Source organism: Burkholderia humptydooensis (assembly GCF_001513745.1).
Lineage (GTDB): Bacteria > Pseudomonadota > Gammaproteobacteria > Burkholderiales > Burkholderiaceae > Burkholderia > Burkholderia humptydooensis.
The window spans coordinates 3907707-3933726 of sequence record NZ_CP013380.1 but is presented as its reverse complement, the minus strand read 5'-3'; the positions used below and the strand labels follow the sequence as shown (position 1 = coordinate 3933726).

Sequence of the window (26020 nt, the reverse complement as noted above, 5' to 3'; positions counted from 1 at the left end):
CTCGAAAAACGACCGCGTGTAACGCGTGCGATCGCGGTGGCGTCGCGCCCGTATCGTGCCCGTATCGCGGGCGACTCGATGTGCGACGATGGTGCGCCGGAAAAATCGGTGAATCAAATATTGAATCAGCTTCTCATATAGTGAGAGACGGGATGGCAACGCTGAACGAAGTCGCGCGGCGCGCGGGGGTGACGGCCGCAACCGTATCGAACGTGCTGCGCAATCGCGGGCGCGTCGGCGCCGATACGCGGGCGCGTGTGCTGGACACGGTGCGCGCGCTCGGCTATCGGCCGCACCTCGCCGCTCGCGCGCTTGCCGAAGGGCGCGCGCCGACGGTCGCGCTGATGGTGTCGAGCATCGCGAATCCGTTCTATCCGGAGTTCGCGCTCGCGGTCGAGAAGGCGGTGCGGCGCAACGGGCAGTTCCTGATCGTCTGCAATACGAACGACAACCCGCCCGAAGGGCGTGCGTATCTCGACCAGATCGCCGGGACGATTTCCGAAGGCATTCTCGTGACGAACGCGAATCTGCATCTGCCGGACCTGCTCGACACGCAGCGGCGCGGCGTGCCCGTCGTGCTCTGCATGTGGGAGCGCCCCGACGCGCCGCCGCAAGCGCTGCCGTGCGTCGCCGTCGATTTCCGGCTCGCGGGACGGCTCGCGGCGCAGCATCTGATCGAGCTCGGGCATCGCGACGTCGGCGTGATCGTCGGCGGCCGCTCGGAGACCGGCGTGCACGCGGCGCGATTCGACGGCTTCGCCGGCGCGATGCGCGAGCATGGGCTCGATGTCGCGGCCGTCGCGTGCGAGCCGGACACGATCGACGGCGGCGTGCGCGCGGCGCGCCGGCTGCTCGACGCGAAGCCGCATCTGAGCGCGCTCTTCGCGACGAACGACCTGCCCGCGATCGGCGCGATGCACGCGGCGGCCGAGCGCGGCATGCGGGTGCCGGACGATCTGTCGATCGTCGGGATCACGAACATTCATCTGGCGAACGACGTGCGGCCGGCGCTCACGACCGTCGCGATTCCGATCGACGAAGCGGCGGACCTGGCGGTCGAGCTGCTCAACGCGTTGCGCGAGGCGGGCGGCGAGGGCGAAGGCGCGCTGCCGGCCACGGCGCGCGTGCGGACGACTTCCGCGCCGAGATTGCTGGTGCGCGGGACGACGGGCGTCGCGCGGCCCGCGCGGGGCGGGGCGCGCGGTCGCTGAGCGTCGCGACGGCGACGGCGAGCATTCGATCGGGGCGCGGCCGCCGCACTAAATCCCGCAAGCCACGCCGCTGCTCGCCCCGATTTCCCGCGCCGCCTTCGCCCCTTCGACCTGCAGGATCGTCGGCAGCGACACGCCGTTCTTCGCCGCCGTCACCTCGGCGAGGATCGACACCGCGATCTCCGGCGGCGTCCGGCTGCCGATGTAGATGCCCGCCGGCCCGTGCAGCCGCGCGAGCTCCGCCGCGCTCAGATCGAATTCGCGCAGCCGCTCGCGCCGCGCCTGGCTGTTGCGCCGCGAGCCGAGCGCGCCGACGTAGAACGCCGGCGTCTTCAGGGCCTCCATCAGCGCGAGATCGTCGAGCTTCGGATCGTGCGTCAACGCGATCACCGCCGAGCGGCGGTCGAGCTGCATGTCGAGCACGGTGTCGTCGGGCATCGTCCGCACGACGCGCGTGCCCGGCACGTCCCACGCATCCGTGTACTCGTCGCGCGGATCGCAGACCGTCACCTGATAATCGAGCCCCGCCGCGATCTGGCACAGGTAGCGCGACAGTTGCCCCGCGCCGATCACGAGCATTCGATAGCGCGGCCCGTGGATCGTCACGAGGCGCGCGCCGTCGAAATGCAGCCCGTCGGTCGCGATCGCGCTCGCGAGCGTCGCCTCGCCCGTCGCGAGCTCGAGCGTGCGCGTGACGAGCCGGCCGTGCTCGACCGCGTCGCACAGCGCGGCGATGCCGCTCGCCGGCGCGAGCGGCTCGAGCACGAGCTCGATCGTGCCGCCGCACGGCAGGCCGAAGCGATGCGCCTCCTCGGCCGTCACGCCGTACTTGACCGCTTCGGGCCGCGTCCAGCTCGCGACGCCCGACGCCTGCACGCGCGCGATCAGATCGTCCTCGATGCAGCCGCCCGACACCGAACCGACGACGAGCCCGTCGTCGCGCACCGCGAGCATCGCGCCCTCGGGGCGCGGCGACGAACCCCAGGTCCGCACGACCGTGACGAGCAGCGCGCGACGGCCCTCGCCGAGCCAGCGTGCGCTCGTTCGCAGCACCTCGAGATCCACGCTTTCCATGATTCGCCCCTGCAGCTTTCCGGCCGGCGGGAGAGCCGGCCGCTCGATGGCGCGATTATGGCGCGTCCGACGAAAGCGTGCAGGAGGGCTTTCGCGCGCAAAAAAACGCTCCCGGAAGCCGGGAGCGTTTCGGGCGGAACGCGCGTGCGCGAGCCGGCGGCGCGTCAGCGCCGCGCGAGCTTCGAGCGGCTGCGCGAGTAGGCGAAGTACACGAAGAGGCCGAGCACGAGCCACGTCAGGAACGCGATCCACGTGACGGGCTGCAGGTTCAGCATCAGGAACAGGCACGCGGCGACCGCGAGGATCGGCACGAGCGGCACGCCGGGGCAGCGGAACGCGCGGGGCAGATCCGGGTGCGTGCGGCGCAGCACGAGCACCGCGATCGACACCATCGAGAACGCGGCGAGCGTGCCGATGTTGATCAGCTCGGCGAGCACGTTGAGCGGGATCAGTGCGGCGATCAGGCCGAAGAACAGGCCGACGAGCCAGGTCGTCAGGAACGGCGTCGCGAAGCGCGGGTGCACGCGCGACAGCGCGGCGGGCAGCAGGCCGTCGCGCGACATCGCGAAGATGATCCGGGTCTGGCCGTAGCTCATCACGAGGATCACGGTCAGCATGCCGATGACGGCGCCGAGATCGATGAAGCCCGCGACCCACTTCTCGCCCGCAACCTGCAGCGCGTACGAGATCGGGTGCGAGACGTTCGCGTACTGCGCCCACGGCACGATGCCCGTCGCGATCGCCGCGACCGCGACGTACAGGAACGCGCACACGCCGAGCGACGCGATGATGCCGACCGGCAGATCGCGCTTCGGATTCTTCACTTCCTCGGCGGCCGACGACACTGCGTCGAAGCCGATGAACGCGAAGAACATCACGGCCGCCGCGCCGAACACGCCGTTCCAGCCGTGCGGCATGAACGGCTTCCAGTTCGCGGGCGTCACGTGGAAGACGCCGACCGCGATCACGAGCAGCACGACGGCGACCTTGATGAACACCATGATGTTGTTCACGCGCGTCGATTCGCGGATGCCGATCGACAGCAGCGTCGTGATGACGAGCATCACGACGAACGCGGGCAGGTTGAAATACGTGACGACGCCCGGCAGCGCGCCCGGCGCGGCGGTGAGCGCCGTCGGCAGCGACACGCCGAAGCCCTGCAGCAGCGACTGCAGGTAGCCGGACCAGCCGACCGACACCGCGGACGCGGCGAGCCCGTACTCGAGCATCAGGTCCCAGCCGATGATCCACGCGACGAGCTCGCCGAGGGTTGCGTACGAATACGTGTAGATCGAGCCGGCGACGGGGATCGTCGACGCGAATTCGGCGTACGACAGCGCGGCGAGGCCGCACGCGAGCGCCGCGATCACGAACGACAGCATCAGCGCGGGGCCGGCCTGCACGGCGCCCGTGCCGGTCAGCACGAAGATGCCGGTGCCGATGATCGCGCCGATGCCGAGAAAGGTGAGGTCGACCGCGCCGAGCGCTTTCTTGAGGCCGGCCGCGTGCGCGCCGGCGATCATGCGGTCGACGTTTTTCTTGCGGAAGAGAGACATTGCGAGGGATTACCGGGCGGCGCGGGGCGCGCGCCGGACAAGTGGAAAATCCGCCATTTTAGCGGATATGGCGTGCTCGCCCGCGCCGGACGATGCGCGATCGTGACGCGGGGAGCAAAAAAATCGCCTAATGAAAACAATTGCTTGCATGCGGCGGCCGGGGCCGGGCCGCCGTCTTGTCACACGTTTACGCGCCGATCGCCGGGTTCATGTCGACGAGGCGGTTGCTCATCACGTAGAACGTGAGCTCCGCGTTGTTCGACAGCTTCATTTTCTCGAGCAGGCGCGTCCGATAGACGCTGACCGTCTTCACGGACAGCGACAGCGCGTGCGCGATGTCCGTGAGCCGCTTGCCCGAGGCGATCATGCAAAGCGTCTGGTACTCGCGGTCGGACAGTTTCTCGTGCGGCAGCGGCTCGTTCTCGAACGACACGTACTCGGCGAGCGCCTCGGCCATCGCCGGGCTCACGTACTTGCGGCCCGCGGCGACCTGGCTGATCGCCGACACCATCTGCGCGGCGTTCACGGTCTTCGACAGGTAGCCGGCCGCGCCCGCCTTCAGCGCGCGCACCGCGAACTGATCCTCGCGGTACATCGAGAACATCAGCACCGGCGCGCGCGGCAGCCTGCGCTTCAGGCGCTTGAGCACCTCGATGCCGTTGATGTCGGGCAGCGAGATGTCGAGCAGGATCACGTCGAACGCGCTTTTCTCGACGATCGCGAGCGCTTCGCTGCCGCACTCGGCTTCCGTGACTTCGCGCGCGATGCCGCGGTCGATCAGCAACTGGCGGATGCCTTGGCGGACGATCGCATGGTCGTCGACGAGCAGGATCTGCAGGCTCATCTCGCCTCCTGGCGCACCCTGCGCGAGGCGGCCGGCGCGCGCGCGGCGGCGAGCGCGCTCCATGCGAAGCGCGCGCGCAGCGCGGCGCCCGTGCCGCCCGCGCGCGCCGAAGCGAGCTCGAGCGTGCCGCCGAGCGCCTCGCAGCGCGCGCGCATGCTGCCGAGCCCGTAGCCGCCGTGGCGGCGCGCGGATGCGATGCCCACGCCGTCGTCGGCGACGACGAGCGTCAGGTGCGTGTCGTCGACGTCGAGCCGCACGTCGGCGGCCGACGCGCGCGCATGCTTGGCAACGTTTGCAAGTGCTTCCTGCGCGACGCGGAAGACGGCGAGCGCGCCGTCGGCGGACAACTGCGTGACGCGCGCGTCGGCCGCGCAGACGAAGCTCGTGCGCAGCCCGGTGCGCGCGCCGTGCGCGCCGATCCAGGCGGCGAGCACGCCGACGAGCCCGGCTTCGAGCGCGGGCGTGCGCAGGCCGTCGATCAGGCGGCGATTCGCGGCCGTCGCGGCGTCGAGCGCCTGCTGCGCGAGCGCGAGCGCGCGCCGGCACGCGTCGGGCGCGCCGTCCGGCAGCCACGTTTCGACGTTCGCGAGCGCGAAGCGCGCGGCGGTGAGATCGGCGCCGAGGCCGTCGTGGAGTTCGCCCGCGAGATGGCGGCGCGCGGATTCGTCGGCGGCGACGAGCTCGGCGGACAACTGCGCGACGCGCGCGCCGAGCCGCTCGGCGGCGGGCGCGGGCGGGGCGGAGCGGGAAACGAAAGGAATGCCGACCTCGCGGGCGAGGTCGCCCGACGACGAAGCGGAGGCGCTTGCAATCGACGGCGCAACGGACGGCGTATCCATGACTCTCCCTTTCTGTTCAGAAAGCTGTTCAGACACCTGCTGAAACGATGGCCGACCGGCGCGATTTGCCGGGGCGGCGTCAGCCACGTGGCGCGGAAACATTATTTACATCTTGTAACATTTGGTCTGGCACTGTAACAGCGTGTGGGACCGTTTTCACAGCGGCGCATGATATCGCAGAATTATAGAAAAGGTCATACCAGACGGACATTTAAAGGCGATTGTCACGCGTCGGGATGTTCCCGATGTAGGACAAACACCGACAGACAAATGCCGCAAGCCAACGGGAACTTGTAACTATTTTGAGATGCAAATATGACATTTTGTAACCATGTTGCCAGGATTTGGCACAAAAAAACCGGAGCGCGAGGCTCCGGTTTTTGATGTCGATTAAGAATCGGGGTCAGTCGACGAACGCGCGCTCGATCACGTAGTGGCCAGGGGCGCTGTTCTTGCCTTCGACGAGGCCCGCCTTCTTCAGCAGCTCGGTCGTGTCCTTCAGCATCGCGGTGCTGCCGCACAGCATCACGCGGTCGTGCTCGGGCGAGAACGGCGGCACGTCCAGGTCCGCGAACAGCTTGCCGGACGCGATCAGATCGGTGATCCGGCCTTCGTTCTCGAACTCTTCGCGCGTGACGGTCGGGTAGTAGACGAGCTTCTCGCGGATCACCTCGCCAAGGTACTCGTGGCCCGGCAGGTCGTGCTTGATGTAGTCCATGTACGCGAGCTCGCCCTTCAGGCGGCACGTGTGCGTGAGGACCACCTTGTCGAAGCGCTCGTAGATGTCCGGATCGCGGATGATCGACATGAACGGCGCGAGGCCCGTGCCCGTCGACAGCAGCCACAGCGTCTTGCCGGGCAGCAGGTTGTCGGCGACGAGCGTGCCCGTCGGCTTCTTGCCGATCAGGACCGGGTCGCCGATCTTCAGGTGCTGCAGCCGCGACGTGAGCGGCCCGTTCTGCACCTTGATGCTGAAGAATTCGAGATGCTCCTCGTAGTTCGGGCTCACGATGCTGTAGGCGCGCGTGAGCGGCTTGCCGTCGACTTCCAGGCCGACCATCGTGAACTCGCCGTTGTTGAAGCGCAGGCCTTGGTCGCGGGTGCAGGTGAAGCTGAACAGCGTGTCGGTCCAGTGGTGGACGGACAGGACGGTAGCGGTGTCGAATTTGCTCATGGATTCGGAAACTGACGCGTATAACGGGCCTCAAAACGGGCCCAAACCGAGGGCGTCGGCCCGATCACGGATCGGCCGGCCGGCGCGTCGGACACGCGCCTTCTCGATCAAAAGACGATTGAGGAACTTGCCATTTTACCCTGCTTGGGGCAAGCGCGGGCTTGACCCCCGCGGCGCGCGCGGATTTGGCGCAGCGAATGCGCGCCGACGACCGTCATCGGTCGGCCGCGAGCTTCGCGCCGAGGCCGACGAGCGCCGCCCCGCACAGCGCGTCGAGCGGGCGCCGCACGCGCCGGTAGCCGCGCTGCGCGCGCGGGTTCGCGAACAGGTATGCGACGCTGCAATACCAGCCGCCCGACATCGCGCCGATCGTCAGCAGCGTCGCGCCGTTGAACCACAGCGGCACGTGCGCGGGCATCATCGCCGCGAACACGCTCGTCCAGAACGCGCACGATTTCGGGTTGGTCAGGCACGTGAAGAGCCCTGTCCGGTACGCGCGCAGGTAATCGCGCATCGCGGGCGGCGGCAGGGGGGCGCGGGCGTCGTCCGGGCGGTCGGCCGCCAGCGCCGGCTCGCGCCGCGCGCTCGCGCGCAGCAGCTTGAGGCCGAAATACACGAGATAGATCGCGCCGCCGATCCGGATCGCCTCGTACAGCCACGCGAGCTGGTGCAGCACGGCCGCGAGGCCGAGCATCGCGAGCGTCGCCCACGTGAGCGACGCGGTGCCGACGCCGAGCGCCGACACCGCGCCGAGGCCGCGGCGGCCCGAGAGCGACAACTGCGAGATCATGAAGACGTTCGGGCCCGGCGTGACGAGCGCGACGAGGTAGACGGCGGCGATTTGCAGCAGGATCGGCAACAGGTTCATGGCGGCGCGGGCTCGGCGGCGGGGGCAAGCCGTTAATGTAGCGCGCGCCGCGCCGCCGCGCTCACGGCGGGTCCAGCCGCAGCCGCGCGATGTACGGCAGATGGTCGGACAGCCATGCGGTCTCGTCGCCGGGCGCACGCCATTCGAGCGGCGTCATCCCGCGCACGAACATCTTGTCGAGCGCGAGCGCGGGCGAGAACGCCGGAAACGTGCGGCCCGGCTCGCCGAGCAGCGTCGCCACTTCCGACAGGCCGATCTCGCCGAAAAGCGGGATCGAATCGTTGCGCCAGTCGTTGAAGTCGCCCGCGAGCACGAGCGGCCCCGTGCTCGCGTTGCGCACGATCCAGTGCGCGATCCAGTGCATCTGCCGCAGTCGCGCGGCGCGCGTGAGCGCGAGGTGCGCGCACAGCAGCGTCACGGGCGCGCCGCCCGCGAGCGTCGCGCGCGCGACGAGCAGGCCGCGGCGCTCGAAGCGGTGCGCGGAGATGTCCCAGCGGCCGCCGAGATCGAGCGGGTGCGGCGAAAGGATCGCGTTGCCGTGCCGCCACGATGGCTTGAACACGTTTGGCCCGAGCGCGATCTGCCAGTCGAGCGCGCGCGCGATCTCGGTCGCCTGGCAGTGCCAGATGTCGTCGACGGGCTCCGCCATCGGCGTGCCGAAGCGGGACGCGAGCACCGGGCGCGGCATGCGCCGCGCCATCGCTTCCTGCAGGAAATAGATGTCCGCGTGCGTCGATTCCACCCAACTGCGCATCGCGTCCCACGCGGTGAAGCCGAGCGGCGAGCGCCCCTTGTGCAGATTCCAACTGACCGCCGTGATCTCGTTGGCGGCGGGCAGCGGCTCGGCGAGCAGCACGGTTTCGGGGACGTGCATGGCCGCTCAGTCCGCGACGACGCGTGCGCGCACGCGGTAGACGAGCTGCGGGCCGCGGTCGGCGAGCGTCCAGTCGGTCCACTGCGCGGCGCGCGCGTTCAAGTCCGGGTGGCTTGCGACGATGCGCCGCGGCGGCGCCGACGTGCACGGCGCGCCGGCGGACGGCGCCGCGCCTTCGTCGGCGAGCGTCTCCTGCGCGTCGATCGCGAGCGCGACCGCGCCGTCCTCGACGTACAGCGGCGCGACGGTGATCGTGCGCGACAGGCCGGAGCCGGGTGCGTCGGCCGCCGACGCGGCCGCTGCGGCGCAGCCTTGCGCCGGCGCGACGGGAAAGCTGTGCGTGTCCGAACGGGCCTGGCCGACGGTGGTTTTCTGCTCGAACGTGTCGATCGTCTGGCCGTCGCGCACCACCTGGATCTCCCAATCGATCACGGGCTGCGGGCCGCTTTGCGCATGCGCGACGAGCGCGGCGCCGGCGAGCGCGCCCGCGACGCAGGCTTCGAGCACGAATTCTCCGGCGCGGGCGAGCCGGGAGGCGGGACAGGCGGACATCTTACGCTTAAACGAAATCATCGAACTTCCGACCGCGCGGGTTTTTGCTCGGTTCAATTTTCGCGCGCGGCGCCGTTATCGGGGACATCGACGACATGTGCGCGACGCGCGGATTTTTCAAGCGTCGGGCGACGCGGCAAACGGGCGCGGCGGCGCGGCGCGCAGGGGCGGCGCGCCGCGGATGGCGGCGCGATGCGCACGACGTGAACTCATGATCATACGCGCGGCGCGTGTCGCGTGCAGCATCGCGAGCATGTCAGCAGCAGACCCCGACGGCTGCTCGCTTGCACGGGATGCCGGGCTGGCTACACTGAAATCGAAGGGGTCCGATGGACGGACAGCGGTAGCAAGGCGAGGTGGGCGATGACGACGGCGATGGTGAAACAGGAACTGGCGGTGGCTTCGTTCAGCACGGTCTACGATATCGAGCGAGTCGAGACGGCGCTGAATGATCTGAACGAAGGCGCGAGCGATGCGCTGCGCGCGACTTACGAGAAGATGCTGAAGACGGGCAACCTGCGCTTTTGCGTGAAGCCGACGCGCATGCCCGCGTTCGATTCGCTCGCGGACGAATTGCCGAACTTCGCCGAGCCGCTCGACGACGTGCGCAAGCAGGTGGCGCTGTGCCTTGAAACCGACGACCGTCTCGAATTGATGCCGATCCTCCTGCTCGGCGAGCCGGGCATCGGCAAGACGCATTTCGCGAAGGCGCTCGCGAAGATGCTCGGGACCGCTTACCACTACGTGCCGATGAGTTCGCTGACGGCCGGCTGGGTGCTGTCGGGCGCATCGTCGCAGTGGAAGAACGCGAAGCCGGGCAAGGTGTTCGACGCGCTCGTCAACGGCTGCTACTCGAATCCCGTGATCGCGATCGACGAGATCGACAAGGCGGGCAGCGACGCGCAGTACGATCCGCTCGGCGCGCTGTATGCGCTCCTCGAGCACGATACCGCGTGCGCGTTCGTCGACGAATTCGCCGAGGTGCCGATCGACGCGGGCAACGTGATCTGGATCGCGACCGCGAACGACGCGAGCGCGATTCCCGAGCCGATCATGAACCGGATGAACGTGTACGAGATCGAGCCGCCCGACGCGTCGGGCGCGCGCCGCATCGCGCAGACGATCTACGGCGAGATCCGCAACGCGCACGCGTGGGGGCGGCGCTTTCCCGACGCGCTCGGCTGCGACGCGCTCGACGTGCTCGCCGCGATGCCGCCGCGCACGATGCGCCGCGTGCTGCTGCACGCGTTCGGCGCGGCGCGGCTCGACGGGCGGGACGCGATCGCGCCGCGCGACATCCGCACCGACGAAAGCGCGGGGCGCCGCCGGCCGATCGGCTTTTGACGGCCGCCACGCGCGCACGCTTCGCGCGACGTACAATCGAAGGTCCTGCCTTCGAAGCGTGAGCGAAGCGAATGACAATGGAGCGGATTGATTGTGTGGTGATCGGCGCCGGCGTTGTCGGCGTGGCGATCGCGCGCGAGCTGGCCGCGCGCGGCCGCGAGACGCTGATCCTGGAAGCGGCCGACGCGGTCGGCACGGGCGCGAGCTCGCGCAGCAGCGAGGTGATCCACGCGGGGCTCTACTACCCGCGCGGATCGCTGAAGGCGTCGCTGTGCGTGCACGGGCGAGACCTGCTGTACGACTTCTGCGACACGCACCACGTGCCGCACCGGCGCTGCGGCAAGCTCGTCGTCGCGACCTCGCCCGCACAGGCGAAGCAGTTGAAGGTGATCGCCGCGCGCGCGGAAGAAAACGGCGTGCTCGATCTGCTGACGCTGTCGCGCGACGAGGTGCAGGCGCTCGAGCCCGAGCTCGAATGCATCGAGGCGCTGTTCTCGCCGAGCACGGGCATCGTCGACAGCCATCAATTGATGCTCGCGCTGCTCGGCGACGCCGAGCGCGGCGGCGCATCGTGCGCGCTGCGCTCGCCCGTCGAATCGATCGACGCGGCGGGCGGCCGCTTCGTTGTGCGCACGGGCGGCGATGCGCCGGCCGCAATCGAGGCCGCGTGCGTGATCAACAGCGCGGGGCTCGGCGCGCAGGCGCTCGCCAAGCGCATCCGCGGGCTCGATTCGCGCTGGGTGCCGCCGCTCTATCTCGCGCGCGGCAATTACTTCAGCCTGTCCGGCCGCGCGCCGTTCGCGCACCTCGTCTATCCGGTGCCGGACCGCGCCGGGCTCGGCGTTCATCTGACGCTCGATCTCGCCGGCGGCGCGCGCTTCGGGCCCGACGTCGAATGGATCGACACGCTGCGTTACGACGTCGATCCGCATCGCGCCGAATCGTTCTACACGTCGATCCGCGCGTATTGGCCCGGATTGCCCGACGGCTCGCTTCAGCCGGCTTACGCGGGCATTCGTCCGAAAGTCTCCGGGCCCGGCGAGCCCGCTGCCGATTTCGTGATCCAGGGCGCGGCGCAGCATGGCGTGCGCGGGCTCGTGAACCTGTTCGGCATCGAGTCGCCCGGGCTCACCGCGGCGCTCGCGATCGCGCAGCGCGTCGGCGAAATGGCGGCGCGCACGCCGCATGCGTAGGCTGCGTGACGATTTCTTGTTCTCCGTTGGCTTATCTTCGGAATTACCCGCGACACATCGGGGCGCGTGAGCGGTATGCTTGTGCGCTGCTGCCGCCAGAGCAGCGACAACCCACAATGTTGGAGCGAATTCCCATGAAAACGTCCCGCCGGAGTTTCCTGATCACGAGCGTCGGCGCCGTGTCGGCGCTCGCGCTCACGCGCGAAGCGTTCTCGGCCGATCTGCCGATGCTGTCCGAAACCGATCCGACCGCCGTCGCGCTCGGCTACAAGGCCGACGCCACCAAGGTGGACAAGGCGAAGTTCCAGAAATACGTGGCAGGCGAAACCTGTTCGGGCTGCATGCTGTATCAGGGCAAGAAGGGCTCGGCATCGGGCCCGTGCGGCGCGTTCCCCGGCAAGCAGGTGGTGGCGAAGGGCTGGTGCAGCGCGTTCACGAAGAAGATGGCGTGACGCAGGCCTGGCGCGGCGTCGCGCCGCGCCGCACCGTGCCGAATCGACATGCACAGACGCCCGCCGTCCGACGACGGCGGGCGTTTTTTTTATTGCTTGAAATCGATTCCGCCGCTTTCTACACTCGCTCCACGACGCTCGGCGCGGCGCCCGCCCTTTTTTTCAGGCGGCGATATCGGCGCACGGCGCATCACGAAAGCACGACGACAGCGAGGAGCGAGGATGTCATCCATTGCGGTTTCGACGAAAACGGCGGGACATGCGCTGAACCGGCGCGCGGTGGCGGCGGCCGTGATCGGCAACGCGCTCGAGTGGTACGACTTCACCGTTTTCAGTTTCATGACGGTCGTGATCGCGCAGTTGTTCTTTCCGACCAGCAACGAATATTCGTCGCTGCTCCTCACCACCGCGACGTTCGGCGTCGCGTTCTTCATGCGGCCGATCGGCGGCATCGTGCTCGGCCTCTACGCGGATCGCGCGGGACGCAAGGCGGCGCTGTCGCTCGTGATCCTGCTGATGACGGTCGGCATCTTCCTGATCGCGGTCGCGCCGCCGTATGCGGCGATCGGCATCGGCGGGCCGCTTCTCATCGTGCTCGGCCGCCTGTTGCAGGGCTTCTCCGCGGGCGGCGAATTCGGCAGCGCGACCGCGCTGCTGATCGAGGCGGCGCCGTTTTCGCGGCGCGGCTACTACGGCAGTTGGCAGATGGCGAGCCAGGCGGCGGCGCTTCTGCTCGGCTCGCTCGTCGGCGTGGCCGTGACGCGCGGCCTGTCGACCGAGGCCCTGCATGCGTGGGGCTGGCGCGTGCCGTTCCTGATCGGGCTCGTGATCGGGCCGGTCGGCTTCTACGTGCGCCGCCATCTCGTCGATTCGGAGGCGTTCCTGCAGGCGCGCGAGCGCGGCGAGCACGTGACGCTTCGCGAAGTGTTCGCGCGGCACGCTCGCGCGGTGATGTGCGGGCTCGGCGCGGTGATCGCGCTCACCGTCACCGTCTACGTGCTGATCAGCTATCTGCCGACGTTCGCCGTCAAGCAACTGAAGCTGCCTTACGGGCAATCGTTCTACGCGGTGATCATCGGCAACCTGCTGCTGACCGCGCTGTCGCCCGTCGCGGGCGCGTGGTCCGACCGGATCGGGCGCAAGGGGCTCTCGCTGTGGGCGCTCGGGCTCACGCTCGTGATGATCTATCCGCTCTTCGTGTGGCTCGACGCGTCGCCGAGCATCGCGCGGCTGATCGTCGTGCAGGCGATCCTGTCGGTGACGCTCGCCGGCTACTATGGCCCGTTCGGCGCGATGATCGCCGAGCTCTTTCCGGCGAACGTGCGCTCGACGGGGCTGTCGCTCGCCTATAACGTCGCGGTGATGGTGTTCGGCGGCTTCGGCCAGTTCATCGTCACGTGGCTCATCAAGACGACGGGCACGCCGCTTGCACCGACCTATTACGTGATGGCGGGGCTCGCGCTGTCGCTCGTCGCGCTCGCGTTCGTGCCGGCGAGAGGCAGCGATCCCGATTGATCGACGTTGACGGCCGCACGCTGAAAAGCATCACGCATTCCGTAACAGCCGCGGCCCGAATCCGTTCGATCTCCGATGACCGTTGCGAAAATACGAAGATATAAGGGATAACGCTGATCTCGGCGCATCGTGCCGAATCGGCTCGGCATCGCGCGCGTTTTGCGCCGCAAAGCCGCGCATCTCCTTGCAATTGACGATTGCGAGCATATGACGAACGGTTTTTTCTCCAGCTTGTTCCTCTTACGAAAGCTCAAGTAATATCCGCCTACGCCGGCCTGGGCCGGCCTTGAACCGGAGACCTGGAGGAAACATGGAACATAACCGTCTGTTGCGCGCACTGCGTGTTACCGCCATCGCGGGCGTTGCAGCGGCATCTTGCGGCATCGCGGGCTCTGCATTCGCACAGATCCCGAACAAAACGCTCGTCTACTGCTCAGAAGGCAGCCCGGCGGGCTTCGATTCCGCGCAATTCACGACGGGCGTCGATTTCACTGCATCTTCGTTCCCGATCTACAACCGCCTCGCCGAGTTCGAGCGCGGCGGCACGAAGGTCGAGCCCGGCCTCGCCGAGAAGTGGGACATCTCGCCCGACGGCAAGGTCTACACGTTCCATCTGCGCCACGGCGTCAAATTCCACACGACCGATTTCTTCAAGCCGACGCGCGAATTCGACGCGGACGACGTCACGTTCACGTTCGAGCGGATGCTCGATCCGAACCAGCCGTTCCGCAAGGCGTATCCGGTGTCGTTCCCGTACTTCACCGACATGGGCCTCGACAAGCTGATTACGAAAGTCGAAAAGCTCGATCCGTATACGGTCCGCTTCACGCTGAAGGAGCCGAACGCGCCGTTCATCCAGAACCTCGCGATGCAGTATGCGTCGATCCTGTCCGCCGAATACGCGGACCAGTTGATGAAGGCGGGCAAGGCGGCCGACATCAATCAGAAGCCGATCGGCACGGGCCCGTTCATCTTCCGCAGCTACACGAAGGACGCGACGATCCGCTTCGACGGCAATCCTGATTATTGGAAGAAGGGCGCGGTGAAGATCTCGAAGCTGATCTTCTCGATCACGCCCGATCCGGGCGTGCGCGTGCAGAAGATCAAGCGCAACGAGTGCCAGGTGATGAGCTATCCGCGGCCCGCCGACATCGCGACGCTGAAGGCCGATTCGAACGTCGACATGCCGTCGCTGCCGGGCTTCAACCTCGGCTACCTCGCGTACAACGTGCAGCACAAGCCGGTCGACAAGCTCGAAGTGCGCCAGGCGCTCGACATGGCGATCAACAAGAAGGCGATTCTCGAATCCGTCTATCAGGGCGCGGGCCAGGCGGCGAGCGCGCCGATGCCGCCGACCCAATGGTCGTACGACAAGAACCTGAAGGCCGCCGCCTACGATCCGGCGAAGGCGAAGGCGCTGCTCGCGAAGGCGGGCTACCCGAACGGCTTCCCGATCACGCTGTGGGCGATGCCCGTGCAGCGCCCGTACAACCCGAACGCGAAGCTGATGGCCGAGATGATCCAGGCCGACTGGGCGAAGATCGGCGTGCAAGCGAAGATCGTCACGTACGAGTGGGGCGAGTACATCAAGCGCGCGCATGCGGGCGAGCACGATACGATGCTGATCGGCTGGAACGGCGACAACGGCGACCCCGACAACTGGCTCGGCACGCTGCTCGGCTGCGAGGCGGTCAAGGGCAACAACTTCTCCGAGTGGTGCTACAAGCCGTTCGACGAGCTGATCCAGAAGGGGCGCGTGACGACGTCGCAGGACGGCCGCACGAAGATTTACATGCAGGCGCAGCAGATCTTCGCGCAGCAACTGCCGTTTTCGTCGATCGCGAACTCGACCGTCTATCAGCCCGTGCGCAAGAACGTCGTCGACATGCGGATCGAGCCGCTCGGCTATGCGCGCTTCGACGGCGTCAGCGTGAAATAAGCGCGTTGGTGCGCCGTTAGCCCGACTGCACGATAATCACCCGGCGACGGGGGGCCACGAGCTCCTCGTCGCCGGTCGCACATTTCCCACAAGAAAATATCGAGAAGCGTCATGTTCCGATTCGTCTTGCGCCGCGTGGGCATGGTGATCCCGACCTTCATCGGCATCACGGTGCTCGCGTTCGCGCTGATCCACCTGATACCGGGCGACCCCATCGAAGTGATGATGGGCGAGCGCGGCGTCGATCCGGCGATGCATGCGGAAGCCTTGCATCGCCTCGGGCTCGACGAGCCGCTTCCCATGCAGTACCTGCACTACGTCGGCCGCGCGCTGCGCGGCGACCTGGGCATGTCGATCATCACCAACACGAGCGTGATGGGCGAGTTCCTCGCGCGCTTTCCGGCGACGGTCGAGCTGTCGATCTGCGCGCTCGCGTTCGCGCTCGCGCTCGGGCTGCCGGCCGGCGTGTTCGCCGCGCTCCGGCGCGGCACGATCGTCGATCACGGCGTGATGGGCACGGCGCTCACCGGCTATTCGATGCCGATCTTCTGGTGGGGGCTCATCCTCATCATGGTGTTCTCGGCGACGCTCGGCTGGACGCCCGTGTCGGGCCGCATCGCCGTTGAATACGAGATTCCTCATGCGACGGGCTTCATGCTGATCGACACGCTGCTCTCCGGCGAGGAGGGCGCGTTCGCGTCGGCGGTGAGCCACCTGATCCTGCCCGCGATCGTGCTCGGCACGATTCCGCTCGCGGTGATCGCGCGGATGACGCGCTCGTCGATGCTCGAAGTGCTGCGCGAGGACTACATCCGCACCGCGCGCGCGAAGGGGCTGTCGCCCGCGCGCGTCGTCGTCGTGCATGCGCTGCGCAACGCGCTGATTCCGGTCGTCACGGTGATCGGCCTGCAGGTCGGCACGCTGCTCGCGGGCGCCGTGCTCACCGAGACGCTGTTCTCGTGGCCGGGCGTCGGCAAATGGCTGATCGACGCGATCGGCCGCCGCGACTATCCGGTCGTGCAAGGCGGCATCCTGATGATCGCGACGCTCGTGATCGTCGTGAACCTGGTCGTCGATCTGCTGTACGGCGTGCTGAATCCGCGCATTCGCCATACGAGGTAATCGAACATGCATCCCCACACTCATATCCATTCGCTGCGCCGGCGCCCGAGCGCCGCCGCGGCATTCGACCGCGCGCGCGCGGCCACGCGGGAGGCCCGATGAGCGACCTGCAAAACGCGATGCCGTCGCAGGCGGCGCCCGCAAGCGGCCGCGTGCTCGCGCTGCGCGAATTCTGGGCGAATTTCTCCCGCAACCGCGGCGCGGTCGGCGCCGGCATCGTCGTGCTCGCGCTGGTCGCAGTCGCGCTGCTCGCGCCGGTGCTCGCGCCGCACAGCCCGATCGAGCAGTACCGCGACCACGTGAAGATTCCGCCCGCGTGGCTCGCGGGCGGCAACTGGCAATTCGTGCTCGGCACCGACGAAGCGGGCCGCGACATCCTCTCGCGGCTGATGTACGGCGCGCGGATGTCGTTCTGGATCGGCTTCGTCTCGGTCGTGCTCGCGCTGATTCCGGGCGTCGTGCTCGGGCTCGTCGCCGCGTTCTTCCAGAAGTGGGCCGACACGCCCGTGATGCGCGTGATGGACGTGCTGCTCGCGCTGCCGTCGCTGCTGCTCGCGGTCGCGGTCGTCGCGATCATCGGCCCGGGCCTGACCAACACGATGTTCGCGATCGCGATCGTCGCGCTGCCCGCGTACGTGCGCCTCACGCGCGCGTCGGCGCTCGGCGAGCTGCAGAAGGAGTACGTGACGGCGTCGCGCGTCGCGGGCGCGGGCACGCCGCGCCTGATGTTCTCGCAGGTGCTGCCGAACTGCACGGCGCCCCTCATCGTGCAGGCGACGCTCGGCTTTTCGTCGGCGATCCTCGATGCGGCCGCGCTCGGCTTCCTCGGCCTCGGCGTGCAGCCGCCGACGGCCGAGTGGGGCGCGATGCTCGCGTCGGCGCGCGACTACATCGACAACGCATGGTGGATCGTCACGATGCCGGGCCTGTCGATCCTGATCTCGGTGCTCGCGATCAACCTGCTCGGCGACGGGCTGCGCGACGCGCTCGATCCCAAACTCAAGCGGATGGCCTGACATGAGCGATTTATTGACCATCCGCAATCTCGCGGTGAACTTCAACGGGCTGCCCGCGGTCGACAGGATCAACCTGTCGGTCGCGCGCGGCGAAGTGGTCGGCGTGGTGGGCGAATCCGGCTCGGGCAAGAGCGTGACGATGATGGCGCTGATGGGCTTGATCGACGCGCCCGGCATCGTCACCGCCGACGAAGTCACGTTCGACGGCGTCGATCTCTTGAAGGCGAGCCCGAAGGCGCGCCGCAGGATCATCGGCAAGGACGTCGCGATGGTGTTCCAGGACGCGCTGACGAGCTTGAACCCGAGCTACACGGTCGGCTATCAGATCAAGGAGGTGCTGAGGCTGCACGAGGGCCTGCGCGGCGACGCGCTGAGAAAGCGCGCGCTCGAACTGCTCGACCAGGTCGGGATTCCCGATGCGAAGAACCGCATCGACACCTTCCCGCACCAGATGTCGGGCGGCATGAACCAGCGCGTGATGATCGCGATGGCGGTCGCGTGCAATCCGAAGCTCCTGATCGCCGACGAGCCGACGACCGCGCTCGACGTGACGATCCAGGCGCAGATCATGGATCTGCTCGTCACGCTGCAGAAGGAGCGCGGGATGGCGCTCGTGCTGATCTCGCACGATCTCGCGGTCGTGTCGGAAGTCGCGCAGCGCGTCGCGGTGATGTACGCGGGCGAGATCATCGAGACGAACCGCGTGCCGGAGATCTTCGCGCATCCGCATCATCCGTACACCGAAGCGTTGCTCGCGGCGATTCCGGAGCACAATGCGGGCGCGAAGCGCCTCGCCGCGCTGCCCGGGATGGTGCCGGGCCGCGACGACAGGCCGAGCGGGTGCCTGTTCGCGCCGCGCTGCAAGTACGTCGTCGACGACTGCATGAAGGCGCGGCCCGCGCTTGCCGAGCTCGCGCCGGGCACCGGCGTGCGTGCGCGCTGCATCAAGCCGCTCAATCTGCAAGCGATGCACACCGAAGGAGGCGCGCGATGAACGCAGTCCACGAAACGCGCGAGTCCGCCGCGCGAGACGATGTCGTGCTCGTCGCGGACCATCTCGCGAAGCACTACGCGGTGCGGCGCGGGATGTTCGGCCACGGCACCGTGAAGGCGCTGAACGGCGTGTCGTTTTCGCTCGTGCGCGGCAAGACGCTTGCCGTCGTCGGCGAGTCCGGCTGCGGCAAGTCGACGCTCGCGCGGCAGCTCACGATGATCGAGCAGCCGAGCGCGGGGCACTTGTCGATCGACGGCCGCGACGTCGCGGGCGCCAGCAAGGAAACGATCGCCGCGCTGCGCCGCCGCGTGCAGATGGTGTTCCAGAATCCGTTCGCGTCGCTCAATCCGCGCAAGACGGTCGAGCAGACGCTCGCCGAGCCGCTTGCGATCAACACGCGGCTCACGGCCGCCGAGCGCGCGCAGCGGATCGCGCAGATCATGCGCACGGTGGGCCTGCGGCCCGAGCATGCGAAGCGCTACCCGCACATGTTCTCGGGCGGGCAGCGCCAGCGCGTCGCGATCGCGCGCGCGATGATCCTCGAGCCGCGGATCGTCGTCGCCGACGAGCCGGTGTCCGCGCTCGACGTGTCGATCCAGGCGCAGATCCTGAATCTCTTCATGGATCTGCAGGAGCAGTTCAGGACGAGCTACGTGTTCATCTCGCACAACCTGGCGGTCGTCGAGCACATCGCCGACGACGTGATGGTGATGTACTTCGGCAGCGTCGCGGAGCTCGGCGACAAGAAGACGATCTACGCGCGGCCGCGGCACCCGTACACGCGCGCGCTGATGTCGGCGACGCCCGCGATCTTCGAGGCGGATCGCAAGATCCAGATCAAGCTGCAGGGCGAGCTGCCGTCGCCGCTCAATCCGCCGTCCGGCTGCGCGTTCCATCAGCGCTGCCCGTACGCGGTCGAGCGGTGCCGCGCCGAGGAGCCGAAGCTGCGCGACGTCGATGGCCGGCTCGTTGCCTGCCATCGCGCCGAGGAGGTGGGGGAGGCGAATGCCTGAGGCAGTGGCGGCGCGCGAAGCCGCGCGCCGCTCGCGTAACAGCGTGCGGCGCGTGGCGACGCACGCCGCACGGACGCCCCGGCGCTGGCGCGCGCGCTCGCTCGCGAGCGCCGTGCTCGCCGGCGCGTGCGCGACGGGCGGGCTCGCCTGGCCGCCCGTCGGCGCGCTGGCGGCGGGCAGCGTCGCGACCGCGCCGCTGCCGCAGGCGCCGATTCCCGCGCCGAGCATGTCGCTGCCGGGCTTCCACGCGCCGCCGCCGTCGACGTCGAACGGCACCGTCGCGAGCGGCGCGGTGCGCACGCAGCCCGCGCGGATGCCGTTCTACGTCGCGACGAAAAACAGGGTCACGATTTACGTGCTCGGCACGCTGCACGTCGGCGACCCCGCCGACTATCCGGCGAGCCAGCCGTTTCGCCGGCCGATCCTCGCGGCGCTCGCCGCGTCGCCGACACTCGCGCTCGAGCTGTCGCCGGACGATCTGCTCGAATCGCAGGACGACGTGTCGAAGTACGGCGTATGCAACTACGCGTGCCTGCCGCGCCTGTTGCCGCCGCCCCTCTGGCAGAAGCTCGCGAGCCGGCTGCGCGGCAATCCGGCCGCGCTCGCCGGCATCCGCAACATGCGGCCGTGGCTCGCGTCGCTCGTCGTCGAAACGTACGATTCGCTGTCGGCCGGCTTGCAGACCGAATACGGCACCGAGGCGCAACTGCAGAACGTGTTCCTGCGCAAGAAGGGCGGCAGGGTGGTCGGGCTCGAGACGCTCGCCGAGCAGATGCGCGCGTTCACGGGGCTCACGCTCGCGCAGCAGCGCGAGATGCTCGCGCAGGACATGGTGCAGACGCCCGCGCAGAACGCGGCCGACGTGCGCGCGCTGCATCGCCTCTGGCGCATCGGCGACGCGGACGCGATCGCCGCCTGGGCGAGCGCGAAGACGGAGCGGCTCGCGCGCGCGCAGTCGATCGCCGATTCGATCGACAACAAGATCGTCTACGAGCGCAACCGCCGCTTCGTCGCGCGGATGACGGCGATCGCCGCGCCGAACCGGCCGCTGTTCGTCGCAATCGGCGCGCTGCACCTGGGCGGCCCGAAGGGCGTGCTCGAATTGCTGCGGCAGCAGGGCTATCGCGTCGACGCCGGGTAATCGGGAACCCGAACGAACGGGCGGGCGAATAGGGATGGAGATGGGGATAGGGATAAACCCACATTTTGGCCGCGGCGCACGGGCAAACCCTGTTCCGACGATTGACACTCCAAGGCGCTAAACCTATGCTCTTTTCACCAAGCCGTAAAAAAGAAAATGCGCTACGGGGAACAATAAAAACAGCGCGGGGGTAGCGTTGCCGGCATGCTTTCGGCGTGCCGGCAACGGTTGTCTGCATGCACGACGGGGCCAGTCACGACAACAAGCCACCATGCAGGCACGTACGCCTATTCGATGGGCGTTCCGCCGTCCGGCCGGGGGAAGCAGATGCGGGCGGCGGCGGACGCATTTTTCATCCTGAGCGACGGATTCGGTCGCGACGATGCGGGGCCGCTGGCCGGCCTGCCGCGCGGATCGGCTGGCCGATCGAAGCAAAAGCGCCCGAGGGCGCTTTTTTCATGTGCGCCGTGCGGCCGCGCGCCGCGCCCGCTCACCGAAACATCAGAACATTCAGCAGAACGATGTTCGTCGCGAGCAGCGCGAGCGCGGTCGGGATCTGCGCCTTGATCACGCCGTTCTTGTCGGGCAGCTCGAGCAGCGCGGCGGGCACCATGTTGAAGTTCGCGGCCATTGGCGTCATCAGCGTGCCGCAGTAGCCGGAGAACATCCCGATCGCGACCATCACGGCCGGATCGCCGTGGAACACGTTGACGAGGATCGGCACGCCGACGCCGCCCGTCATCACCGGGAACGCGGCGAAGCCGTTGCCCATCACCATCGTGAAGAGCGCCATCCCGATGCAGTACACGGCGACCGCGACGAGCCGGTAATCGAGGTTCACATACGCGGTCGTCACGTGCGCGACCGCCTTGCCGACGCCCGCGTCCGAGAACACGAGCCCGAGCATGCCGAGCATCTGCGGCAGCACGGCCGCCCACGACAGCGCGTCGATCAGCCGCCGCGCCTCCTGCAGCGACTGGCCGACCGAATCGCGCGTGATCCGGCATGCGAAGCCGAGCGCGATCACGCAGCCGATGCCGAAGCCGATCAGCGTGACGTTCTTCGGATCGACGAGCGGCGCGCCGCCGACGTGCAGATGGCTTGCCGCGAGCGTGATCGCGACCGTCACGAACGGAATCGTGAGCGCGGGCATGAAGAGCCGGTTGCCGATGCGCGCGGCGCTCGCGCGGCGCGCATCGTCGGACGGCAGCTTCGGCTTGGCCGCCGTCACGCCGCCGAAGCCCGCGATCAGCGCCATCACGATCACGAGCGCGCCGACGAGCTCGACGGGCAGCTTGTCGCCGATGAGGAAGACGAGCGCGTACAGCAGCCAGAAGCCGCCCGCGGTGAAGCGGCGCGGGTGCGCGCGGTCCGTGACGATCGTCGCGCCGACCGCGAGCAGCACGAGGCCGACGAGCCAGAACAGATAATCGATCGTGAGCGTCATGCGCGGCCTCCGTTGTCGGCGGCGGGGTTCGCGGCGAGGTGCGACGCGGCGCCCGCGCGCAGCTCGCGTTCGAGCCGGCGGTCGAGCAGCCACAGCCGCAGGCCGTGGATCAGGAACGCGGACGCGGCGGTCGGGATGCCCCAGAGCGCGACGTGCATCGGTTCCACCGCGATGCCCGCTTCCTTCAGGAACGTCACCATCAGCACGATCGCGCCGAACGCGACGAAGATGTCTTCGCCGAAGAAGAGGCCGACGTTGTCGGTCGCGGCCGCGTACGCGCGCAGCCGGTGGCGGATCGCGTCGGGCAGCGGACCGAAACGGTTCTCGGTCGCGCCTTCGGCCATCGGCGCGATCAGCGGCCGCACCATCTGCGGATGACCGCCCAGGCCCGTCAGGCCGACGGCCGCCGTCAGCTCGCGCACGAGCAGATAGAGGATGAGGAGGCGCCCCGCGGTGGCCGCCCTGATGCTCGCGATCCACGCCTGCGCGCGCTCGCGCAGCCCGTGCCGCTCGAGGAGGCCGATCACGGCGAGCGGCAGCAGGATGATGAGCGGGATGTTGCGGGTCTTGAGGAAGCCCGCGCCGATCGCGGCGAGAATCCGCTCGGGCGGAAAGTGCGCGCTCGCTGCCGTCACGATCGCCGCGGTCGCGACGATCAGCATCGGGTTGAAGCGCAGCGCGAAGCCGACGACGATCACGGCGACGCCGATCAGCGGCCATAGACTTACGGTGCCTTGCATGAACATTCTCCTGACATGGGTTGACGCGCGCCGTCTTCGGGCGGCGCGCGGCGGCTTGCGATCGGCGCGCGGCCGTCGCGCCGATGGGCCTTCGCGGCTCTCATGGCCGCTCGGGACTGCGGAGTGGACGCGCGCTCGTCGTGCGCGTCCGCCCGATCCTGGCGACGGCGAAGGCTGTCGCGCGGACATGGGTGCGCGCCGGCCTTCGCCGTGTCGGCGAATCGTTCGTGCGGCGGGCGCGGCCCGCCGCCTGCAAGGTGTCGTGTGCGCCCGGCGCGCGGGCGGTGTTCATGCTTCGTGACCTTCTCGGTCTTCGCTGCGCGCAGCCGGACGGCAGGCGTGCGGTCGACGGGATGCGCGATGCGCACGCGCCTTGACGATCGCCTTCGCGGCTTCGGCGCGGGCAGGCCGCTCGCGCAGGGCCGGGTCGCTGGGAAAAAGCGCCGCCGGCCGCGCGTGCGAATCAGACGAATCCGGGACGCATCCCGCGCGAAGCGTTACGCGCGCTCTCCCGCGTGCAGCGCGCCGGGCGCGTGCACGTCGATGCCGGCCGCTTCGAGCGCGTGGCGGATTCGTCTCGCGAAGGCGAGCGCGTGCGGGCCGTCGCCGTGCAGGCAGACCGTCTGCGCGTTGAGCGGCACCCATTCGCCCGTGACCGCGCGCACGCGCTGGCCGCGGACCATCTCGAGCGTGCGCGCGAGCATCTCGTTCTCGTCGTCGACGAGCGCGCCCGGCTGGCTGCGCGGCACGAGCGAGCCGTCCGCGCGATAGCCGCGATCGGCGAACACTTCCTCGACGGCGACGAGCCCCGCGTGCCGCGCGGCATCGACGAACCCGCTTTTCGCAAGGCCGAACACCGCGAGCGACGGATCGAAATCGTGGATCGCCGACACGACCGCGTCGGCGATCTCGGGCTCGCGCGCGGCCTGGTTGTACAGCGCGCCGTGCGGCTTCACGTGCGCGATGCGCCCGCCTTCCGCCTGAGCGATCGCAGATAGCGCGCCCAATTGATACAGCACGCCCGCGTAGATCTCGCTCGCGGGCAGATCCATTTCCCTGCGGCCGAAATTCTCCGGATCGTGAAAGCTCGGATGCGCGCCGATCGACACGCCTTTTTCGACCGCCCAGCGCACGCAGTCGCGCATCGCCGTGGCGCCGCCCGCGTGCCAGCCGCACGCTATGTTCGCCGATGTGACGAAGTCGAGAAGCGCCTCGTCGGAGCCGCAGCCTTCGCCGAGGTCGGCGTTCAAATCGATTTCCATGACGTTTCTATCCAAAGCGTTCGCGGCCGGCCGCGCGGCGGCACCCGGCCCCGGAATCATGCGGCCACTGCCCGCGCGGCGCGCGCGCGCTGCAGCGCTTCCTCACGCATCTCGATCGCGATGTCGATCTGCCGCAGGTACGCGCGCTCGGCGGCGAGCGCGTCGCGCGCGGCCGCCGCCGTCACGCGGACGAAGCGGACCGGCAGGTTCAGGCGCGCCTGCGCGAGCTTCCAGAGGTCCGCGCGGATCACGGCGCCGATCCGCGGATAGCCGCCCGTCGTCTGCGCGTCGTTCATCAGCACGATCGGCTGGCCGTTGCCCGGCACCTGGATCGTGCCCGGCAGCACCGCGTGCGACAGCAGGTCGCCCGTCTCGGTGCGCTCGAGCTTCGCGCCCGCGAGCCGGTAGCCCATCCGGTTGCTGTTCGGCGTGACGATCCATTCCTCGTCCCAGAACGCCTGCTGCGCCGCCGGCGCGAAGCTCGCGTATTGCGGGCCGGGCAGCACGCGCACGGGCATCGCCCATGCGGCGTGCGCGTGCTTGGCGTGCTTGGCGTGCTTGTGGCGGCGCGGCTCCTTGTCGACGCGCGCGAACGCGCACCACGCGGGCGCCTTCACGCCGAACTCGGGCGCGTCGGGCGCGACGCACGCGGGCGCGGCGGCGGGCGGCGCGCCGACGGGCAGCCGGTCGCCGTCGCGCAGCACGCGGCCGCCGAGGCCGCCGAAGCGCGACGCGAGATCGGTGCTGCGCGAGCCGAGCATCGGCAGCACGTCGATGCCGCCCGCGACGCACAGATAGCCGCGCATCCCGCGCTTCGCGACGGGCAGCGCGAGCGTCTGGCCGGCCGCGACGGGCACGCTCCACCACGAGTAGATCGGCACGCCGTCGAGCGTCGCGCCGAACTCGGTGCCGGTGATCGCGATGCGCGCCGCGCGCGGAAAGCGGAACGACGCGGGGCCGAGCGTGATTTCGATCGCGGCGGCGTCCGGCCGGTTGCCGACGAGGCGATTGCCCACTTCGAGCGCGAGCGAGTCGAGCGCGCCGCTTTGCGCGACGCCCAGATGGCGATAGCCGCGGCGGCCGAGATCCTGGACTGTCGACAGCGGCCCGGCGCGCAGCACTTCGATGCCGCTCGTTGCTTGGCGTGAAGTCATCCGGTATGCACCCCCGCGACGGTGAAGCGCACGCGGTCGCCCGGCTGCAGCAGCGTGGGCGGCGTGCGCGCGGGATCGAAGAGCGCGAGCGGCGTGCGGCCGATCAGTTGCCAGCCGCCCGGCGCGGCGGCCGGATAGATGCCCGTCTGCTCGCCGCCGATGCCGACCGAGCCGGCGGGCACCTCGAGCCGGGGCACGGCGCGCCGCGGCGTGTGCAGCGAGCCGTCGAGGCCGCCCATGTACGTGAAGCCCGGCTGAAAGCCGAGGAAGAACACGACGTAGGCGCCCGCCGAATGGCGGCGCACGACCTCGTCGCGCGCGAGCCCCGTGTGCTTCGCGACCGCGTCGAGATCGGGGCCGAACGCGCCGCCGTACTCGACGGGGATCTCGACCTCGCGGCCGCTTTCGGCGACGCCGTCGGCGTCGCGCCACGCGGCCTTCATCAGCGGCGCGAGCGTGTCGGCGGCCGTTTCGAGCGGGTCGAACACGATCGTCAGGTTGTTCATGCCGGGCACGACGTCTACGACGTGCGGCCAGCCCGCCGCCGCGCTCGCGACCGCCCACACGCGGCGCTGGCATTCGAGCGTCGCGGGCGGGGGCGCCTCGCAGACGAGGGCGGTGTCGCCAAGCGGATAGATGCGTGGAGTGGTCATCGGTGGCAAGCAAACGGCGTTGAGCCGGGAGAAGAATACATTA

At 68.9% G+C, this 26020-nt stretch carries 24 protein-coding genes; 11 read left to right on the top strand and 13 right to left on the bottom strand.

The features are described from left to right. Window positions 1-152: 152 nt before the first annotated feature. The gene (locus AQ610_RS17590; RefSeq protein WP_006024181.1) at window positions 153-1211 is read left to right on the top strand and encodes a LacI family DNA-binding transcriptional regulator; all 1059 of its coding nucleotides are present in this window, start codon (window positions 153-155) and stop codon (window positions 1209-1211) included. Window positions 1212-1259: 48 nt separating this feature from the next. Here AQ610_RS17590 and AQ610_RS17585 read toward each other — a convergent pair whose 3' ends face one another. The 8 genes from AQ610_RS17585 to AQ610_RS17550 all read right to left on the bottom strand — a co-directional run bounded on the left by AQ610_RS17585 (window position 1260) and on the right by AQ610_RS17550 (window position 9013). Then, complete coding sequence (locus AQ610_RS17585; protein ID WP_006024182.1) at window positions 1260-2285, bottom strand: XdhC family protein; 1026 nt, start codon at window positions 2283-2285, stop codon at window positions 1260-1262. Window positions 2286-2449: 164 nt separating this feature from the next. Then, window positions 2450-3841: a branched-chain amino acid transporter BcaP gene (gene bcaP, locus AQ610_RS17580; protein WP_006024183.1), complete on the bottom strand. Its 1392-nt coding sequence runs from the start codon at window positions 3839-3841 to the stop codon at window positions 2450-2452. Window positions 3842-4028: 187 nt separating this feature from the next. Further along, window positions 4029-4685 carry a response regulator transcription factor RqpR gene (gene rqpR / locus AQ610_RS17575; RefSeq protein WP_006024184.1) on the bottom strand — a complete coding sequence of 219 codons (657 nt, stop codon included), beginning with the start codon at window positions 4683-4685 and terminating at the stop codon, window positions 4029-4031. After that, on the bottom strand, window positions 4682-5524 hold the full coding sequence (locus AQ610_RS17570) for a sensor histidine kinase (RefSeq protein WP_006024185.1): 843 nt from the start codon (window positions 5522-5524) through the stop codon (window positions 4682-4684). The genes rqpR and AQ610_RS17570 overlap by 4 nt, the downstream gene beginning before the upstream one ends. Before the next feature lie 403 nt (window positions 5525-5927). After that, the gene (locus AQ610_RS17565) at window positions 5928-6698 is read right to left on the bottom strand and encodes a ferredoxin--NADP reductase (protein ID WP_006024186.1); all 771 of its coding nucleotides are present in this window, start codon (window positions 6696-6698) and stop codon (window positions 5928-5930) included. Window positions 6699-6912: 214 nt separating this feature from the next. Then, window positions 6913-7566, bottom strand: a complete 654-nt coding sequence (locus tag AQ610_RS17560; protein ID WP_015601308.1) for a LysE family translocator — start codon at window positions 7564-7566, stop codon at window positions 6913-6915. A gap of 61 nt (window positions 7567-7627) precedes the next feature. Continuing rightward, window positions 7628-8440, bottom strand: coding sequence for an endonuclease/exonuclease/phosphatase family protein (locus AQ610_RS17555; RefSeq protein WP_009911022.1), 813 nt, complete (start codon window positions 8438-8440; stop codon window positions 7628-7630). A gap of 6 nt (window positions 8441-8446) precedes the next feature. Continuing rightward, the gene (locus AQ610_RS17550; RefSeq protein ID WP_015601668.1) at window positions 8447-9013 is read right to left on the bottom strand and encodes a hypothetical protein; all 567 of its coding nucleotides are present in this window, start codon (window positions 9011-9013) and stop codon (window positions 8447-8449) included. 342 nt (window positions 9014-9355) lie between these two features. Here AQ610_RS17550 and AQ610_RS17545 point away from each other — a divergent pair, with 342 nt between their 5' ends. The 10 genes from AQ610_RS17545 (at window position 9356) to AQ610_RS17500 (ending at window position 20721) form a co-directional block, all read left to right on the top strand. Then, the gene (locus AQ610_RS17545) at window positions 9356-10336 is read left to right on the top strand and encodes an AAA family ATPase (RefSeq protein WP_006024191.1); all 981 of its coding nucleotides are present in this window, start codon (window positions 9356-9358) and stop codon (window positions 10334-10336) included. Between the two features lie 71 nt (window positions 10337-10407). Beyond that, window positions 10408-11529, top strand: a complete 1122-nt coding sequence (locus AQ610_RS17540; protein ID WP_043281922.1) for an NAD(P)/FAD-dependent oxidoreductase — start codon at window positions 10408-10410, stop codon at window positions 11527-11529. A 134-nt stretch (window positions 11530-11663) separates the two neighbouring features. Further along, the gene (locus AQ610_RS17535) at window positions 11664-11981 is read left to right on the top strand and encodes a high-potential iron-sulfur protein (protein WP_006024193.1); all 318 of its coding nucleotides are present in this window, start codon (window positions 11664-11666) and stop codon (window positions 11979-11981) included. Window positions 11982-12203: 222 nt separating this feature from the next. Further along, on the top strand, window positions 12204-13496 hold the full coding sequence (locus tag AQ610_RS17530; RefSeq protein ID WP_009911030.1) for an MFS transporter: 1293 nt from the start codon (window positions 12204-12206) through the stop codon (window positions 13494-13496). A 310-nt stretch (window positions 13497-13806) separates the two neighbouring features. Continuing rightward, entirely contained in the window at window positions 13807-15435 is a 1629-nt protein-coding gene (locus AQ610_RS17525) for an ABC transporter substrate-binding protein (protein ID WP_006024196.1), read from the top strand. 111 nt (window positions 15436-15546) lie between these two features. Then, entirely contained in the window at window positions 15547-16557 is a 1011-nt protein-coding gene (locus AQ610_RS17520; RefSeq protein WP_006024197.1) for an ABC transporter permease subunit, read from the top strand. Window positions 16558-16655: 98 nt separating this feature from the next. Further along, window positions 16656-17573, top strand: a complete 918-nt coding sequence (locus AQ610_RS17515; protein ID WP_006024198.1) for an ABC transporter permease subunit — start codon at window positions 16656-16658, stop codon at window positions 17571-17573. 1 nt (window position 17574) lies between these two features. Beyond that, a complete protein-coding gene (locus AQ610_RS17510; RefSeq protein ID WP_009911032.1) occupies window positions 17575-18567 on the top strand; it encodes an ABC transporter ATP-binding protein in 993 nt (330 codons plus the stop codon). After that, window positions 18564-19580 carry a peptide ABC transporter ATP-binding protein gene (locus AQ610_RS17505; protein WP_006024200.1) on the top strand — a complete coding sequence of 339 codons (1017 nt, stop codon included), beginning with the start codon at window positions 18564-18566 and terminating at the stop codon, window positions 19578-19580. The genes AQ610_RS17510 and AQ610_RS17505 overlap by 4 nt, the downstream gene beginning before the upstream one ends. Further along, window positions 19573-20721, top strand: a complete 1149-nt coding sequence (locus AQ610_RS17500) for a TraB/GumN family protein (RefSeq protein ID WP_043281925.1) — start codon at window positions 19573-19575, stop codon at window positions 20719-20721. Before AQ610_RS17505 ends, AQ610_RS17500 begins: the two co-directional genes overlap by 8 nt. A gap of 490 nt (window positions 20722-21211) precedes the next feature. On the opposite strand, the gene AQ610_RS17495 is transcribed toward AQ610_RS17500, so the two are convergent. The 5 genes from AQ610_RS17495 to pxpB all read right to left on the bottom strand — a co-directional run bounded on the left by AQ610_RS17495 (window position 21212) and on the right by pxpB (window position 25977). Beyond that, window positions 21212-22168 carry a DUF979 domain-containing protein gene (locus tag AQ610_RS17495; RefSeq protein WP_006024202.1) on the bottom strand — a complete coding sequence of 319 codons (957 nt, stop codon included), beginning with the start codon at window positions 22166-22168 and terminating at the stop codon, window positions 21212-21214. After that, window positions 22165-22908 (bottom strand): DUF969 domain-containing protein, encoded by a 744-nt coding sequence (locus AQ610_RS17490; RefSeq protein ID WP_015600507.1) that lies wholly within the window; start codon window positions 22906-22908, stop codon window positions 22165-22167. Before AQ610_RS17490 ends, AQ610_RS17495 begins: the two co-directional genes overlap by 4 nt. Before the next feature lie 497 nt (window positions 22909-23405). Next, on the bottom strand, window positions 23406-24170 hold the full coding sequence (gene pxpA, locus AQ610_RS17480; RefSeq protein ID WP_009911042.1) for a 5-oxoprolinase subunit PxpA: 765 nt from the start codon (window positions 24168-24170) through the stop codon (window positions 23406-23408). A 56-nt stretch (window positions 24171-24226) separates the two neighbouring features. Beyond that, window positions 24227-25324: a 5-oxoprolinase subunit C family protein gene (locus tag AQ610_RS17475; RefSeq protein ID WP_006024206.1), complete on the bottom strand. Its 1098-nt coding sequence runs from the start codon at window positions 25322-25324 to the stop codon at window positions 24227-24229. Continuing rightward, window positions 25321-25977 (bottom strand): 5-oxoprolinase subunit PxpB, encoded by a 657-nt coding sequence (pxpB, locus tag AQ610_RS17470; RefSeq protein WP_006024207.1) that lies wholly within the window; start codon window positions 25975-25977, stop codon window positions 25321-25323. The genes AQ610_RS17475 and pxpB overlap by 4 nt, the downstream gene beginning before the upstream one ends. Window positions 25978-26020: the final 43 nt, after the last annotated feature.

Excerpts from the sequence above, each read along its gene's own strand:
- AQ610_RS17590 (WP_006024181.1), top strand. The coding sequence starts at position 153 with ATGGCAACGCTGAACGAAGTCGCGCGGCGCGCGGGGGTGACGGCCGCA.
- AQ610_RS17585 (WP_006024182.1), bottom strand. The coding sequence starts at position 2,285 with ATGGAAAGCGTGGATCTCGAGGTGCTGCGAACGAGCGCACGCTGGCTC.
- bcaP (WP_006024183.1), bottom strand. The coding sequence starts at position 3,841 with ATGTCTCTCTTCCGCAAGAAAAACGTCGACCGCATGATCGCCGGCGCG.
- rqpR (WP_006024184.1), bottom strand. The coding sequence starts at position 4,685 with ATGAGCCTGCAGATCCTGCTCGTCGACGACCATGCGATCGTCCGCCAA.
- AQ610_RS17570 (WP_006024185.1), bottom strand. The coding sequence starts at position 5,524 with ATGGATACGCCGTCCGTTGCGCCGTCGATTGCAAGCGCCTCCGCTTCG.
- AQ610_RS17565 (WP_006024186.1), bottom strand. The coding sequence starts at position 6,698 with ATGAGCAAATTCGACACCGCTACCGTCCTGTCCGTCCACCACTGGACC.
- AQ610_RS17560 (WP_015601308.1), bottom strand. The coding sequence starts at position 7,566 with ATGAACCTGTTGCCGATCCTGCTGCAAATCGCCGCCGTCTACCTCGTC.
- AQ610_RS17555 (WP_009911022.1), bottom strand. The coding sequence starts at position 8,440 with ATGCACGTCCCCGAAACCGTGCTGCTCGCCGAGCCGCTGCCCGCCGCC.
- AQ610_RS17550 (WP_015601668.1), bottom strand. The coding sequence starts at position 9,013 with ATGATTTCGTTTAAGCGTAAGATGTCCGCCTGTCCCGCCTCCCGGCTC.
- AQ610_RS17545 (WP_006024191.1), top strand. The coding sequence starts at position 9,356 with ATGACGACGGCGATGGTGAAACAGGAACTGGCGGTGGCTTCGTTCAGC.
- AQ610_RS17540 (WP_043281922.1), top strand. The coding sequence starts at position 10,408 with ATGACAATGGAGCGGATTGATTGTGTGGTGATCGGCGCCGGCGTTGTC.
- AQ610_RS17535 (WP_006024193.1), top strand. The coding sequence starts at position 11,664 with ATGAAAACGTCCCGCCGGAGTTTCCTGATCACGAGCGTCGGCGCCGTG.
- AQ610_RS17530 (WP_009911030.1), top strand. The coding sequence starts at position 12,204 with ATGTCATCCATTGCGGTTTCGACGAAAACGGCGGGACATGCGCTGAAC.
- AQ610_RS17525 (WP_006024196.1), top strand. The coding sequence starts at position 13,807 with ATGGAACATAACCGTCTGTTGCGCGCACTGCGTGTTACCGCCATCGCG.
- AQ610_RS17520 (WP_006024197.1), top strand. The coding sequence starts at position 15,547 with ATGTTCCGATTCGTCTTGCGCCGCGTGGGCATGGTGATCCCGACCTTC.
- AQ610_RS17515 (WP_006024198.1), top strand. The coding sequence starts at position 16,656 with ATGAGCGACCTGCAAAACGCGATGCCGTCGCAGGCGGCGCCCGCAAGC.
- AQ610_RS17510 (WP_009911032.1), top strand. The coding sequence starts at position 17,575 with ATGAGCGATTTATTGACCATCCGCAATCTCGCGGTGAACTTCAACGGG.
- AQ610_RS17505 (WP_006024200.1), top strand. The coding sequence starts at position 18,564 with ATGAACGCAGTCCACGAAACGCGCGAGTCCGCCGCGCGAGACGATGTC.
- AQ610_RS17500 (WP_043281925.1), top strand. The coding sequence starts at position 19,573 with ATGCCTGAGGCAGTGGCGGCGCGCGAAGCCGCGCGCCGCTCGCGTAAC.
- AQ610_RS17495 (WP_006024202.1), bottom strand. The coding sequence starts at position 22,168 with ATGACGCTCACGATCGATTATCTGTTCTGGCTCGTCGGCCTCGTGCTG.
- AQ610_RS17490 (WP_015600507.1), bottom strand. The coding sequence starts at position 22,908 with ATGCAAGGCACCGTAAGTCTATGGCCGCTGATCGGCGTCGCCGTGATC.
- pxpA (WP_009911042.1), bottom strand. The coding sequence starts at position 24,170 with ATGGAAATCGATTTGAACGCCGACCTCGGCGAAGGCTGCGGCTCCGAC.
- AQ610_RS17475 (WP_006024206.1), bottom strand. The coding sequence starts at position 25,324 with ATGACTTCACGCCAAGCAACGAGCGGCATCGAAGTGCTGCGCGCCGGG.
- pxpB (WP_006024207.1), bottom strand. The coding sequence starts at position 25,977 with ATGACCACTCCACGCATCTATCCGCTTGGCGACACCGCCCTCGTCTGC.